Here is a 12,710-nt window from a genome sequence, read left to right on the forward strand (position 1 = left end):
TGTTTCATATTGTGTTCTTCAGCGCCCTTAAAAAAACCCTGTTTTCCTCCGGCGTCCCGACCGTCACCCTCAGACACCCTTTAACAACCCCGTTTAAGTTTCTCACAAGCACGCCCTTCTTCAGGAGCCCTTTATAGATTTTAGCAGGATTCTCTGTTTTAAACAAAATAAAATTTGCCTCAGAGGGGCAGGGACTGATGCCTTTTATTTCCGACAGTTTATTAAAGAGCTTTTCCCTTTCCTTGACGATGGTCCTGATATATGACTTTATCAATGCTTTGTCTTTCAAAGCATCAGATGCGATTGTCTGGGAAAGGGAGTTGAGATTAAAAGGAAGCCTTACCTTATTTACCTCATTGACTATATTTTTATCAGCCAAAAGAAAGCCCACCCTTAAGCCTGCAAGCCCGATTTTGCTTAATGTTCTAAGTATAACAAGATTCTTATAGTCTTTAAGCATCGGCGTAAAACTTTTATCGCCTGCAAACGGGTGGTATGCCTCGTCAACTACAACAAGTGAACAGTGAACAGTGAACAGTGACAAGATTTTCAAAATCTTATCCGAGGAAAAGCAGTTGCCTGTGGGATTATTAGGCGAGCTTAAAAAAATAAGTTTAGGCTTGTATTTTTTTATTGCATTAAGGATTTTTTCAAGATCAAGATCAAACTCTTTATCAAGCGGTATCTCAATTTTTTTTTCACCGAGCGCCTGTGAGATAATCCCGTACATTGAAAACGTTGGGACAGGATATAAAACAGGGCCTCCGAAGGTTGTTATTAGATAATAAATGAGTTCATCCGAGCCGTTTCCGTGAAGTATGTTTTCGGGCCGGAGACTGAATTCCCTTGCAATGAGTTTTCTTAATGCCTTTGCCTCCGGATCAGGGTATCGGTTTAAAGTTTGAAATTTTTTTTGGACACTGAACGCTGAATATGGACTTTCATTTGCGTCAAGCTTTACTGCGCACGCAATATCCTTTGCTTCATATGCCGACAGGGAGCGGATATTTGGTTTTACTAATTTTTTGATATTCATTGGGAAGGCTGTTCATTCTGTTTGCTTTTGTTAAGAGCAGTCAGAAAGGCCTTGACTACCTCTGGATCAAACTGCGTGCCGCTGCATCTTTCTAATTCCGATATGGCGTATTTTTCCCCTGGCGAAGGGCGGTAAGGCCTGTCTGCCGTCATAGAGTCAAAAGAGTCAGCCACGTGAAGTATCCTTGCGCCGAGCGGTATCTTTTTATCCTTAAGCCCGTCAGGATACCCTTTGCCGTCAATTCTTTCATGATGGTGCCTGATTAATGGAATAATTTCATTTAATTGTTTTATCTCTTTAAGGATGCTTGCACCCTGTGCAGGATGTTCCTCTACGATTTCTCGTTCTCTGTCGGTAAGTTCTGAGGGCTTGTCCAGAAGGTAATCATAAGTCCCTATCTTACCCACGTCATGAAGCAGTGCGGAAAGTCTGAGGTTTTTTATATCATCTTCGTCAAGATTCATCTCATGCGCAATTAACTCTGCATATTGAGTCACCCGCTCGGAATGACCTCTCGTCCAGTGGCTTTTTGCATCAAGGGCGTTGACGATCACGCGCACAATGCCTATAAAAAGGTACTCAAGCTCCCTGTATGATTCGCCTATGTCTTCAAGCATATTTAAAAAGGCCTCTTTGCCTGTTCTAAGGGATTGCTCCCTTTTTTTGGATTCTTCCAGAGATGCCCCTAATACCTCAGAAAGCTCTTTATAAGAGGCTTCGGATTTTTTTATTTCAGTCAGATCAATAATAGAATGGGTCGCTCCGATTAAGACATTGTCAGCGAGAATCGGCGATGCATAAATGGAGAGATGTTTTTTTAGCTCTGCTTCATAGATGACAGATGTTTCAGGAGTCAGCGTCGTAAGTGTTTTTTCTGCAGGGCAGTTTTCAGAAGGCTGGTCTTTGCAGTGAATTAACTGATAGCATTTTAAACCTATAACATCAGGCCTTCCGCATATTGTAGTAAAATGCTTGTTTGCCAGCGCAATATTAAAGTTGGTGTCATGAACAGACACAGGGAATGGCAGTGTATCAAGCAGTGCCTGCCAGTGTTTAATGTGTTCTTTAAGTGTCTTCCGTGTTGTGGTTTTATCTTCCATTTCTATGGGTAACGTAAATGCTCACGGAATCACCTTGTTCAGGGGATACTCCACAATTCCTGATGCGCCTGCCGACTTGAGCCTGATGATGAGGTCCCTGACGGTCTTTTCATCTGTCATAACCTCAAGGGCGTACCATCCCTTATCCGAAAGCGGCGAGATTGTCGGCGAGTGCATGGCTGAAAGAAGGCTCAGAACCCGTTTAAATGATTTCTCCTGCACATTCATTTTAATGCCGACTTTTTCTTCTGCCGCAAGTGCGCCGTTTAACAAAAGCACGATATTTTCCATTTTCTGCCTTTTCCACTTGTCATGCCACGACTTTTTGTTTGCAACAAACCGGGTGGTTGACTCAAGAATGGTTTCAATAATCCGCAGATTATTTGCCCTTAAAGACGTGCCTGTTTCTGTAAGCTCAACAATTGCATCCGCAAGATGAGGAGGCTTAACTTCAGTGGCTCCCCATGAAAAGTTTACCTCAGCCTTAACGCCTCTTGATTTGAGATATTTTTTTGTGAAGCCGACAAGCTCTGTTGCAATGCGTTTTCCGTTTAAATCCCGGATGCTTTTGATTTTGGATTTCTCAGGCACTGCAATAACCCATTTGACAGGTCTTAATCCGCCTTTTGCATAGTTGAGTTCGGCAGCTTCATGCACATCTGCATTCTGCTCAAGTATCCAGTCTTTTCCGGTAAGTCCGGCGTCAAGAACGCCGTCTTCAACGTATTTAGCCATCTCCTGCGCCCTGATGAGCATTGCCTGTATTTCAGGGTCGTCAAAAGACGGATAGTAAGAACGCGCATCTACGGATACCTGATAGCCTGCTTTTTTAAAAAGCTTTAATGTCGCTTCCTCAAGACTGCCTTTTGGAAGCCCGATTTTTAAAATTTTCCCCATATCTTTTAATAATAATACACTCTAAGCAGGTATAAGTCAAAGAGGCAGTTAACAGTTAACTGTAAACAGTGAACAGTTAACAGTGAACAGTTCTTACTCCACCGGCGTTACGACTGCCATTACTACAAGCTCTTCACCTCTGTTAGCTTCAAATCCGTGCGGGACCAGCGGGTCGCACAGTATGCAGGTTTTCTCATCTGCCTCTATGCGCTCATCGCCTACGATAAAGGTCCCTTTGCCCTGAACACAGTACATGAGAAGCCTGAGCGGCGCCTTGTGAGGGGCGAGTTTCTGCCCTTTGTTAAGACACATCAGGGCAATGCGCATTTCGGGTTTATCGGCAAGCATTTCCCTGCTGATTTTGTCCGGATTGAATTTTATCAGTTTTTTTAAATCAAGTATTTCCATAACGTCCTCCTTTTTGTTATTAATTAGTTAGTTTTCTATACCCCACAGTCTCTGCTGTGGGTTTCCTTGTTTCTGTCATTCTGGCTTGTCCAGAATCTTTCTGAAGGATTCCCGACAAGCGGGAATGACAAAGCACGATTTACTTTTATGATACCCCGCCGTCTCTGTGGCGGGTAGGTTAATTTATCATTTTAAAGAGGCGCACTGCCATGATGAATGTCATACTAAAGCCATCAGCATCAGAAAAGTTATGCCTTTTGACAATTCAATCCAACCGGTTGTCTTTAGCTTCACGCTGTAAAGCGTGAACGACAAAATCAAGTTGTCAATCAGGGGCAGGAGAACTATAAGAGGAGTTTCTATTAAGTGATATGCAGCAGCGGCAAACAGCATGTAAATAACCATTGAAATCCTCTCCAGCATGCTTTTTCTGGTCTGCACCCTTACCCTTAAAACACCTGCAATGAAAAAAATTGCAGCGCTTAAATAAAGTTTATTGTCCACAATGCCGGTCACTGCAAATTTTGCTATCGGAGCCGACAGCGTAAGAAGGGCAAAACCGCATATCTCCGTAACAAAATAATGCTCGCCTGCAAACCTGAAAAGCAGGAGATAAACTGCAGGGAGCATGAGATAGGGTAAAAGTTTGATTGTATCAGCGCCGGATATGGCAATTAAAAGTGCAGAGGCAAGTAATATCTGCAGGATTAAAATTATCAGAGGCGCCAAGGCATGATGTTCGCGAATCCACTTTGTAAATGCCTGTTTTGAGTTTATGAGCAGGACCAGCGCAATCAGGGAAACTGTGCCCCCAGCGCTCATCCTTCCGGCTGCAAGAATGCCCGCCATGTATGAAATTACCATCACGCTCCATGCGCCGTATTCCTGAAGGATGTATTGTGTCATTTTTCCCAGTTACCACCATCTCCAGAGCGCAATCACAAAGACAACGAGAAATATCAGAACGAGATTCATATAGGCAAAGAAATAAAAAACTTTTTCATGAATGGATTTCTCCGGTTTTCCCATTACTGATAAAAGTCTTCCGGCCTGAGGCAGTGAAAAAATCTTTTCCTCTCCATGCGGTGCAGTCTTCAGGACATCTGTAAGGTTGCTGCCTGCTGAATGTTTCCTCAGGTGTGAGCCGTCCTTCCAGAGTTTGCTGTTAGTGACATTGTAAATAATGCCTTTATATGCAAAACAGGCAGGTCTTCCATCTTTTCCGTCGCACTGAGACAATTCTTCAATTGTGAGGTCCTGCTTATCCTGCTGAATTTCAAGCTGTCTTCGCTTCCTTAATTTCGGGCCGATTATAAATGTCGCTATTACGGCTGTGGAAGCCATTATGAGAAATAAGAAAATCTTTGTCATAAGAAGCAGCCCGAATCTCGTGTGAAAAAGCATTTCCCATGATGGTATCCGCGCAATTGTAAGAAGCGCGCCTGTTATCGCCATGATTATTATTGAAATCCATCCAAGAATCAGTTCCCCTTTTGGAAGCCCTTTAGCGGCATATGCGGGTTTGAGTATCAGATGGACATAGAGGATTGTTCCAAACCATACAACTCCGGTCATTATATGAAAGTAGCCGATAATAAAGCGCACTATCTTTTGCGATTTCTTCAGCGGTCTGTAAAAGCCTTTTATTTTCAGGTCATTGATAAAGTCCTCGCCTGCTTTTGTAAGCCTGCCGCCTCCTGCTGCGTCAATATGACATTCACTGCACTGGCGTCCTGTCTGCTCGGCATATTCCTCTGTTGCAAATGAGGGCGATGGGAATAAAAAAAGAACGAAGATTAAAAATAAACTTTTCATGAGCCATTTATCCATGGCATTTATTGTAAATAATAAAAAAAAAGGTTATTGCAACGCGTTTTAAACATATTGATATTCCCTGTGGCAAGACCACGAGGAATACGCTCACTATCCATTTAAACCAGCGCCAGATTATCCCTGTGAATGACCTCGTCCGAGTACTTATACCCAAGCACGCCCTCTATCTCAGAGGTCTTTTTGCCCTTGATGCGCATGAGTTCCACTGAGGAATAATTAGTAAGCCCTTTGGCAATTTTTTTTCCGTCATGCGTCAAGCAGGTTACAGCATCGCCTATGTTGAAATGCCCTTCAACTTTTACTACACCCGAAGGCAGGAGGCTTTTGCCGCGCGTCGTAAGCGCCTTTATAGCCCCTTCATCAAGGTATATCATGCCTTTTGATTTTAAGCCGTAGGCAATCCAGCCCTTTTTAGATGACAGTTTTTCTTTTTGCGGCTTAAAATATGTCCCTGTCTCTTTGCCTTCAAGCAGGCGGCTGAGGAGACCTGATTTTTTCCCGCTCATAATGACAACCGGAATCCCGTAACTTACAGCCTGTTTTGCCGCAAGGATTTTTGAGTACATGCCGCCTGTGCCTACGGCGCTTCCTTCTTTGCCTGCAATTTTTTCAATTTCAGGGGTAATTGCATCAATGCAGTTTATCAGCTCTGCGCCCCCAATGCCGGGGTTTTTGGTATAAAGCCCTTCCACATCAGACAGGATGACAAGCATTTCAGCCTCCACAAGACCTGAAACCAAAGAGGCTAAAAAATCATTGTCCCCGAATTTTATCTCATCAATTGCAACAGGGTCGTTTTCGTTGATTACGGGTATAATGCCGTAATCCAGAAGCGTAAGCAGGGTATTTTTTGCGTTTATGTACCTCAGCCTGTCGGTTATGTCATCACGCGTAAGAAGGACCTGTGCGGCTTTTTTATTAAACTCCGCAAAACTGTGTTCATAAGCCCACATGAGGCTTGACTGCCCGATTGCCGCCGCCGCCTGCTTGAGCTTTATGTCTTTCGGCTTTTCCTTAAGACCGAGTTTCTTAAGCCCTGCGGCGACAGCGCCCGAGGAAACGATAATTACTTCGCAGCCCCTGTCAACAATGTCCGAGATGTCTTTTGTTATTGTATGAAGGCGCTTTTCATTAAGCCCGTGCTCTGCGGATGCAAGCAGGCTGCTGCCTATTTTTATAACCAGCCGTTTCATGTGATTAACAATATACAAAATTATACAATAGGAAATGTTTTATTGCTATCAAGACATGTCTGACCGGATTCAGCCCGTTTAGAGATAACTCTCTAACGGGCTGAATCCCCACACTGACTTTCCAACTGGTTTACAGTCCGTCTAAAAATCTGCCGATGCCGTCCCAATATTCTGCTCTCAGGCTGACAGAATTATGGTCTTCGCCTTTTATTTCTATGGCATTAACCTTTCCGCCCCATTTTTCAGAAAGTTTTTTTGAATGTGAGGGAGGAACAACCTTATCATCGGATGCAGTCACTACAAGCAGCGGAAGATTAATTTTAGGAGCCAAAACAGCAGAGTCAAATTTATGCCTTAAAATCAGACGAATCGGAAGAAACGGGAATATCCCTTTTCCCACGCTTGCCAGGCTGTCAAATGGCGAAACGAGTATAACCCCGTCTGCCTTTCTGTTCCGCGCAAGATAAACGGCAACCCCTGAACCTAAGCTCCTTCCCATAACGGCTATCTTTGGGTTATCAATATCCGGTTTTTTTAGAAAATAATCGTAAATCTCAAGCGTGTCGCTGCATAATTTTTTTTCAGCCGGAGCGCCTTCGCTCATCCCATAGCCTCTATAATTGACGAGTACTGCCGACCAGTCTTTATACCTCTGAAGTTCATAGACCATGTATGAGACTTCCTCTGCGTTTCCGCCGAAATAAAAAAGTAGTTTTGATATTTTCCCGCTGCTGTTTTTCAAAAACCAGCCGTGCAGCCTTGTGCCGTCTTGTGTCCGAATAGTTATTTCTCTAACGTTTTTAAAAGCAGAAGTGATATGATTTGCAGTTTCTCTGGAGATATGCTGAGGATAAAAGATCAGTTTTTCCTGAAGAAAATAAAGCAGGATAGTGACTGCGGCAAGGACGGACGATACTACAGCAATGATTCTGAGTAGTGACATAAACAGGTTTCCGGCTTTATCACCTGAAATATTAATGTTTCTTTCTCCTATTTTTTCATCTCCTGCACCTTTACCCCGAGATACGCAACAAGTCCCTTAATCCCCTCTCCGGCCGGCGCGCAAAGCTGGAAAAAATCATACTTGTTTTTTTTGCAATAGCGGTCAAGGCGGTCAAGTTTTTTCCCGTTACCCTTTAAGTCAGTCTTAGTACCTGCCACTGCCTGCGGTTTTTTTAGAAGCGCGGGGCTGTAAAGCTTAAGCTCCTGATTGATTTTTTTAAAATTTTCAACCGGGTCTTCTTCAGCCATCTCTGAAATGTCAACGAGATGAAGTAGCAGGGAGGTCCTTTCAACATGGCGCAAAAACTGAAAACCCAAACCCGCGCCTTTATGCGCGTTTTCAATCAAGCCCGGTATGTCTGCCACGACAAAGCTTTTAAACCTTCCGGCATTTACAACACCCAGCACAGGAGCCAGAGTTGTAAAGGGATAATCTGCAATCTTTGGTTTTGCCGATGATATTGCGGAGATTAATGTGGATTTGCCTGCATTTGGAAGTCCTATTAGACCTACGTCAGCGAGGAGTTTTAGTTCAAGGATGAGGTTTTTTTCATCGCCCAGCTCTCCGGGCTGTGCGAATCTCGGCGCCTGTCTGGTCGGGGTCTTAAAGTGGGTATTGCCAAGCCCGCCCCGGCCGCCTTTTGCAGCTATGAATTCCTGATTGTCTTTTGTAAGGTCAGATAAGATTTCATCCGTCAGTGCGTCTTTCACAATAGTGCCCATGGGCACAGGGATAATCATATCACTGCCGTTTTTGCCGTGCATGTCTTTACCCATGCCGTGCTGTCCCCTTTCAGCCCTGTAATGCTGGTGATATCTTATGTCAAGAAGGGTGTTGATGTTTCTTGAGGCCCTGAATATGATATGCCCGCCCCTGCCTCCGTCTCCGCCGTTAGGCCCGCCTTTTGGAACGTACTTCTCCCTTCTGAAGCTTACACATCCCTTGCCTCCGTCTCCGGCTTTTACATAGGTTTTTACCTGGTCAATGAATTGCATGATTAATTACGATACAGGATGGGAGATGCAAGATGCAAGACAGAGGCATGTATGTTTTTCAGTTCCAAAATCCAAATACCAAATATCAAATGTCAAATAAATGTCGGCATGTGTGCCTTTGTCCAATATTTCAGGAGGAAGGGAAGGGCAGGGATTTCCTTTTACTCTGCCTGAGCTGCCGGATAAACGCTTATCTGTTGTCTGGTCCTGTCTTTGCGTTCAAAGGTCACAATGCCGCTTATCTTTGCGAAAAGCGTGTCATCGCTTCCCTTGCCTACATTAAAGCCCGGATGAAATACAGTGCCTCTCTGCCTGACAAGGACATGTCCTGCCTTGACAAGCTGTCCGCCGAATCTTTTTACGCCAAGCCTCTGCGCTGAACTGTCGCGGCCGTTTCTTGAACTTCCTACACCTTTTTTATGAGCCATATGCTGCCTCCAAAAGATTCAAGATGCATAATTTTAAGTCAAAGCTATGCTTTTAATCTTTACCTGAGTATAAGTCTGCCTGTGCCCTCTCAGCTTTCTATAGCCTTTTCTCGGTTTCTGCTTATAGACGAGGACTTTTTTTGCCTTTCCATCGCCTATAACCTCGGCAGTAACCTTTGCGGATGAAAGAAAAGGACTGCCAAAGGCAGCCTTGGTTCCGTCAGAAACCATAAGGACTTTATCAAAGTCAAAAGAGCCTGTCGCACTGAGTTTTTCTACCTTGAGGACTTCGCCCTCTGAAACTTTGTACTGCTTGCCGCCTGTCTCAATCACTGCATACATGATGCCTTCCTCCGAGAAATAGATGAAACTTAGACTTTATAGTTAAACATAAAGAGCAGGCTAAAGTCAAATCTTACACATTAAACTTAAAATTTATTATGTCCCCGTCTTTTACGGGATAATTCCTGCCCTCAAGCCTCAAAAGCCCTTTGCCTTTTGCCGTAACCATGCTCTCATCCGACGCTATAAAATCATCATAGCTTATAACCTCTGCGCGGATAAATCCCTTTTCAATATCAGAATGAATTTTACCCGCCGCCTTCTGGGCGTCAGTGCCGTTTTTAATAGTCCATGCCCGCACCTCGTCTTCCCCGACAGTGAAAAATGAAATAAGCCCGAGCGCTTTATAGGAAACCCTGCAGAGCTTGTGCATGGCAGGCTCATCAATGCTAAGGTCGTCAAGAAAAGCCCTTGCCTCCTCTCCGGGAAGCTGCGCAATCTCCATTTCTATCTTCCCGCAGAGCGCTATGACCAGCGGGATTGTATCCGGGGAATTCTCCCTGAAATAATCTTCAATTTCCTTTTGAAGCCTGACTGCCTTGTCTGTCTTTAAATCTGCCTCTCCGATGTTAAGCGCGATGATCTCCGGAAGCGTTGAGAGGAGCTGATAGGCCAGCATAATCTTTTTTTCTCCATCTGTAAATAAAACATTTCTTAAGGATATTTCATTTTCAAGGGCATTTTTGCATTTACTCAAAAGCTGTTTATCCGTCTCATCCTTTTTTTTTCCTTTTTTTGCCGCAAGCTCTATCCGCTCAAGCCTTTTTTCGGCAAAATCAAGGTCGCCCAGTATAATCTCCGCTTCAAAAGCCCTGACATCCCTGAGCGGGTCCACAGTTTCCATCGGATGTATGACAGAATTGTCCTCAAAAGCCCTGACTACATGCACAATGGCGTCAACATCTTTAATTAAATTAAAGACCTTTATATTTTGCGAGGCATTGCCTCCTGATGTAATGCCCGGATAGTCAACATATTCAACTGTTGCGTAGGTGGTTTTCTTCGGCTTATAAACAGAAGACAGTCTTTCTATCCTTTTATCCGGAATTTTTACGATGCCGCTGTGAGGCGCTGTGTCAGCGGTTATCAGGGCAGGGTATGTCGCGGCAGGCAGATTTAATCCTGTCAGGGCGTTAAACGCAGTTGTCTTGCCTGAATTGGAAAAGCCTGTGATAAATAATTTCACTGTATTTTCTTGAAGACATCATAAGCCGCTTTTGCGGTTTTATTTATGTCCGCGCCGGAGTGCGCAAGCGACATAAACCCCGCTTCAAATTGTGAGGGAGCTAAATTAATGCCTCTCTCAATCATGCCGCTGAAGAATCTTGCAAATTTTGCGGTATCTGATTTTTTTGCGGTTGTGTAATCAACGACCTCTGTTTCCGTAAAATATGTGCAGAACATAGTCCCGGCCCTGTAAAATTTTGTCTTTACCCCTGCGCGTTTTGAAGCGTCCCTGAGGGCATATTCAAGGGCTGCGGATTTTTCAAGAATCTTTTTATAAACTGCGGGCATGGATAAAATTTTTAATGTCACAATGCCGGCAGTCATTGCAAGCGGATTGCCTGAGAGTGTGCCGGCCTGATAAACAGGACCTTCCGGCGCAATCATGCTCATTATTTCTTTTTTCCCTCCGTAAGCGCCTACCGGCAGTCCGCCGCCTATCACTTTTCCAAGGCATGTCATATCAGGCTTTATCCCATATGCCTTCTGCGCCCCGCCGTAGGAAACCCTAAAGCCTGTCATGACCTCATCAAATATCAGGACCACGTCGTATTTTTTAGTAAGACTTCTTAACCCCTGAAGAAAGCCTTTTTTGGGGATGACGCATCCGATATTCCCCACCACTGGCTCAATAATTACGCAGGCAATATTCTTTGCCTCTTTCTCCAGAATTTTTTTCAGGGCATTTAAATCATTAAATGGAACCGTGATTGTGTTTTTTGCATAATCCTTAGGAACCCCGGGGCTGTCAGGCACGCCGAATGTCAAAGCGCCGGAGCCGGCCTTTACAAGGAGTCCGTCTGCGTGCCCGTGATAACAGCCTTCAAATTTTATGATTTTGTCCCTTCCGGTAAAACCCCTTGCCGCCCTTATGGCGCTCATAGTCGCCTCTGTGCCGGAGTTTACCATCCTTACCTTGTCCATGGAGGGATATGCCTTGAGTATCATCTTTGCAAGCTCTATTTCAAGACCTGTAGGAGCGCCGTAACTTGTGCCTTTCTCCGCAGCCTTCTGAAGCGCCTTTGTCACCTGAGGATGGGTATGCCCGAGTATCATCGGTCCCCATGAAAGCACGTAGTCAATGTATTCGTTGCCGTCAGCGTCATAGATTTTGGAGCCTTTTGCTGATTCAATAAAAATAGGACTTCCGCCTACAGCCTTAAACGCCCTGACAGGACTGTTCACCCCGCCCGGAATGCAGGACTGGGCTTTTTTAAAAAGTGTTTTGGATTTTGTGTGAATTAATTTATGCATTGCCGTTAATTATAGCAGAGACCTTTGTAATTTTTAAATGGAAATTAATCTTCCCTGCGGTCCCGACACATCGGGACAGGGAATCTAATGTAAAGAATTTCTTTTTATTACATTCGCTCGCTGGGAATACGCTCGCTGTTCATTTATTATGCGGGTTGCAACAATGCGGTTTTTAAATATACGCTTGTCAGATGCCGAAGAACCTTCGGCATCCACACAGCCTTAATGCTTAATGGAATTGAAGCGCTGTTTATTTATGCGGCTTATATTCCTGTCCGGGCTTTAATATCCTGAAGCGCTCGGTCCCCTCTTCGTCTTTGACCTTTTTGTAGAAGTCGCAGCTCATACAGGAAATCTGCTTTTGTGCGAATGAACCCTGCACTTTTCCGCCGCAGAAAGTTCCTGCAAGCGCCCAGCAAATCCTGCCTGCATTTTTCCCTTCATTGACACCTTCGCTGGTGGCGTCAGTGGCTGCAGGACAGATGCCAAGTTCTTTTACCTTTTCTCCTCCCGGCTCCCTGCCGCATTTTTTGAACTCCCAGCAGTTTTGTTTCTTAGCCATTAATCCCTCCTTTTTTGATGTGCCCGGCTTATTATGCTATCCGGACGACATCGGGATAATATAACTGGTTATAAATTACATTATACCATAAGATGTTAATAAGGAATTACCGCATCATAGTCAAGCAGGGCCTTGGCTATGTCCCCTGTAGTCATCTGCGTGTATGGATTTCCGGGGTTATTGGAGAACAACTTACAGTCAAGGTCATTCAGCGTCTCCAGATTAAGCGATATGTCTTCTGTCGGCTCTATCTTGTCACCCATAATATACACATGCACCTCGTCATCTGCAAGGGTAAGTCCAACAGACATTCTTAATGCCTCGGCTTTTCTGTCCCTGACAAGTACAGCTATCTTCTTTTTTGTCATTTTCCCCTCCAAATTTTTTTCGTTAAGTTATAATATGTTGACCGCATATTTATTAAACATACAATAT

The 12,710-nt window shown here is 44.2% G+C and carries 15 protein-coding genes; all 15 read right to left on the reverse strand.

Translation table 11 applies throughout. The features are described from left to right. Window positions 1-4: 4 nt before the first annotated feature. The 15 genes from hisC to HZA10_08580 all read right to left on the reverse strand — a co-directional run bounded on the left by hisC (window position 5) and on the right by HZA10_08580 (window position 12,643). Entirely contained in the window at window positions 5-1,036 is a 1,032-nt protein-coding gene (gene hisC, locus HZA10_08510) for a histidinol-phosphate transaminase (GenBank protein ID MBI5196350.1), read from the reverse strand. Beyond that, window positions 1,033-2,136 carry an HD domain-containing protein gene (locus HZA10_08515; protein MBI5196351.1) on the reverse strand — a complete coding sequence of 368 codons (1,104 nt, stop codon included), beginning with the start codon at window positions 2,134-2,136 and terminating at the stop codon, window positions 1,033-1,035. The genes hisC and HZA10_08515 overlap by 4 nt, the downstream gene beginning before the upstream one ends. 21 nt (window positions 2,137-2,157) lie before the next feature. Then, a complete protein-coding gene (locus HZA10_08520; protein MBI5196352.1) occupies window positions 2,158-3,033 on the reverse strand; it encodes an ATP phosphoribosyltransferase in 876 nt (291 codons plus the stop codon). Window positions 3,034-3,126: 93 nt separating this feature from the next. Continuing rightward, complete coding sequence (locus HZA10_08525; protein MBI5196353.1) at window positions 3,127-3,441, reverse strand: cupin domain-containing protein; 315 nt, start codon at window positions 3,439-3,441, stop codon at window positions 3,127-3,129. Between the two features lie 219 nt (window positions 3,442-3,660). After that, the gene (locus HZA10_08530; protein ID MBI5196354.1) at window positions 3,661-4,347 is read right to left on the reverse strand and encodes a hypothetical protein; all 687 of its coding nucleotides are present in this window, start codon (window positions 4,345-4,347) and stop codon (window positions 3,661-3,663) included. A 9-nt stretch (window positions 4,348-4,356) separates the two neighbouring features. Beyond that, window positions 4,357-5,256 carry a CopD family protein gene (locus HZA10_08535; protein ID MBI5196355.1) on the reverse strand — a complete coding sequence of 300 codons (900 nt, stop codon included), beginning with the start codon at window positions 5,254-5,256 and terminating at the stop codon, window positions 4,357-4,359. Between the two features lie 116 nt (window positions 5,257-5,372). Continuing rightward, on the reverse strand, window positions 5,373-6,491 hold the full coding sequence (gene proB, locus HZA10_08540; GenBank protein ID MBI5196356.1) for a glutamate 5-kinase: 1,119 nt from the start codon (window positions 6,489-6,491) through the stop codon (window positions 5,373-5,375). Between the two features lie 106 nt (window positions 6,492-6,597). Then, entirely contained in the window at window positions 6,598-7,410 is an 813-nt protein-coding gene (locus tag HZA10_08545; protein ID MBI5196357.1) for an alpha/beta hydrolase, read from the reverse strand. Window positions 7,411-7,457: 47 nt separating this feature from the next. Beyond that, window positions 7,458-8,465 (reverse strand): GTPase ObgE, encoded by a 1,008-nt coding sequence (obgE, locus tag HZA10_08550; protein ID MBI5196358.1) that lies wholly within the window; start codon window positions 8,463-8,465, stop codon window positions 7,458-7,460. Between the two features lie 161 nt (window positions 8,466-8,626). Continuing rightward, window positions 8,627-8,893 carry a 50S ribosomal protein L27 gene (gene rpmA / locus HZA10_08555; GenBank protein MBI5196359.1) on the reverse strand — a complete coding sequence of 89 codons (267 nt, stop codon included), beginning with the start codon at window positions 8,891-8,893 and terminating at the stop codon, window positions 8,627-8,629. 33 nt (window positions 8,894-8,926) lie between these two features. Beyond that, window positions 8,927-9,235 (reverse strand): 50S ribosomal protein L21, encoded by a 309-nt coding sequence (gene rplU, locus HZA10_08560; protein ID MBI5196360.1) that lies wholly within the window; start codon window positions 9,233-9,235, stop codon window positions 8,927-8,929. Window positions 9,236-9,308: 73 nt separating this feature from the next. Next, entirely contained in the window at window positions 9,309-10,421 is a 1,113-nt protein-coding gene (gene ychF / locus HZA10_08565) for a redox-regulated ATPase YchF (GenBank protein ID MBI5196361.1), read from the reverse strand. Continuing rightward, a complete protein-coding gene (gene hemL, locus HZA10_08570; GenBank protein MBI5196362.1) occupies window positions 10,418-11,713 on the reverse strand; it encodes a glutamate-1-semialdehyde 2,1-aminomutase in 1,296 nt (431 codons plus the stop codon). Before hemL ends, ychF begins: the two co-directional genes overlap by 4 nt. 250 nt (window positions 11,714-11,963) lie before the next feature. Beyond that, on the reverse strand, window positions 11,964-12,275 hold the full coding sequence (locus tag HZA10_08575) for a hypothetical protein (protein MBI5196363.1): 312 nt from the start codon (window positions 12,273-12,275) through the stop codon (window positions 11,964-11,966). 95 nt (window positions 12,276-12,370) lie between these two features. After that, on the reverse strand, window positions 12,371-12,643 hold the full coding sequence (locus HZA10_08580) for a hypothetical protein (GenBank protein ID MBI5196364.1): 273 nt from the start codon (window positions 12,641-12,643) through the stop codon (window positions 12,371-12,373). Between the last annotated feature and the right edge of the window lie 67 nt (window positions 12,644-12,710).

The organism is Nitrospirota bacterium (genome assembly GCA_016212185.1).
Lineage (GTDB): Bacteria > Nitrospirota > Thermodesulfovibrionia > UBA6902 > DSMQ01 > JACRGX01.

Excerpts from the sequence above, each read along its gene's own strand:
- HZA10_08545 (MBI5196357.1), bottom strand. The coding sequence starts at position 7,410 with ATGTCACTACTCAGAATCATTGCTGTAGTATCGTCCGTCCTTGCCGCA.
- HZA10_08535 (MBI5196355.1), bottom strand. The coding sequence starts at position 5,256 with ATGAAAAGTTTATTTTTAATCTTCGTTCTTTTTTTATTCCCATCGCCC.
- rpmA (MBI5196359.1), bottom strand. The coding sequence starts at position 8,893 with ATGGCTCATAAAAAAGGTGTAGGAAGTTCAAGAAACGGCCGCGACAGT.
- HZA10_08520 (MBI5196352.1), bottom strand. The coding sequence starts at position 3,033 with ATGGGGAAAATTTTAAAAATCGGGCTTCCAAAAGGCAGTCTTGAGGAA.
- HZA10_08575 (MBI5196363.1), bottom strand. The coding sequence starts at position 12,275 with ATGGCTAAGAAACAAAACTGCTGGGAGTTCAAAAAATGCGGCAGGGAG.
- hisC (MBI5196350.1), bottom strand. The coding sequence starts at position 1,036 with ATGAATATCAAAAAATTAGTAAAACCAAATATCCGCTCCCTGTCGGCA.
- HZA10_08580 (MBI5196364.1), bottom strand. The coding sequence starts at position 12,643 with ATGACAAAAAAGAAGATAGCTGTACTTGTCAGGGACAGAAAAGCCGAG.
- obgE (MBI5196358.1), bottom strand. The coding sequence starts at position 8,465 with ATGCAATTCATTGACCAGGTAAAAACCTATGTAAAAGCCGGAGACGGA.
- rplU (MBI5196360.1), bottom strand. The coding sequence starts at position 9,235 with ATGTATGCAGTGATTGAGACAGGCGGCAAGCAGTACAAAGTTTCAGAG.
- HZA10_08515 (MBI5196351.1), bottom strand. The coding sequence starts at position 2,136 with ATGGAAGATAAAACCACAACACGGAAGACACTTAAAGAACACATTAAA.
- HZA10_08525 (MBI5196353.1), bottom strand. The coding sequence starts at position 3,441 with ATGGAAATACTTGATTTAAAAAAACTGATAAAATTCAATCCGGACAAA.
- HZA10_08530 (MBI5196354.1), bottom strand. The coding sequence starts at position 4,347 with ATGACACAATACATCCTTCAGGAATACGGCGCATGGAGCGTGATGGTA.
- hemL (MBI5196362.1), bottom strand. The coding sequence starts at position 11,713 with ATGCATAAATTAATTCACACAAAATCCAAAACACTTTTTAAAAAAGCC.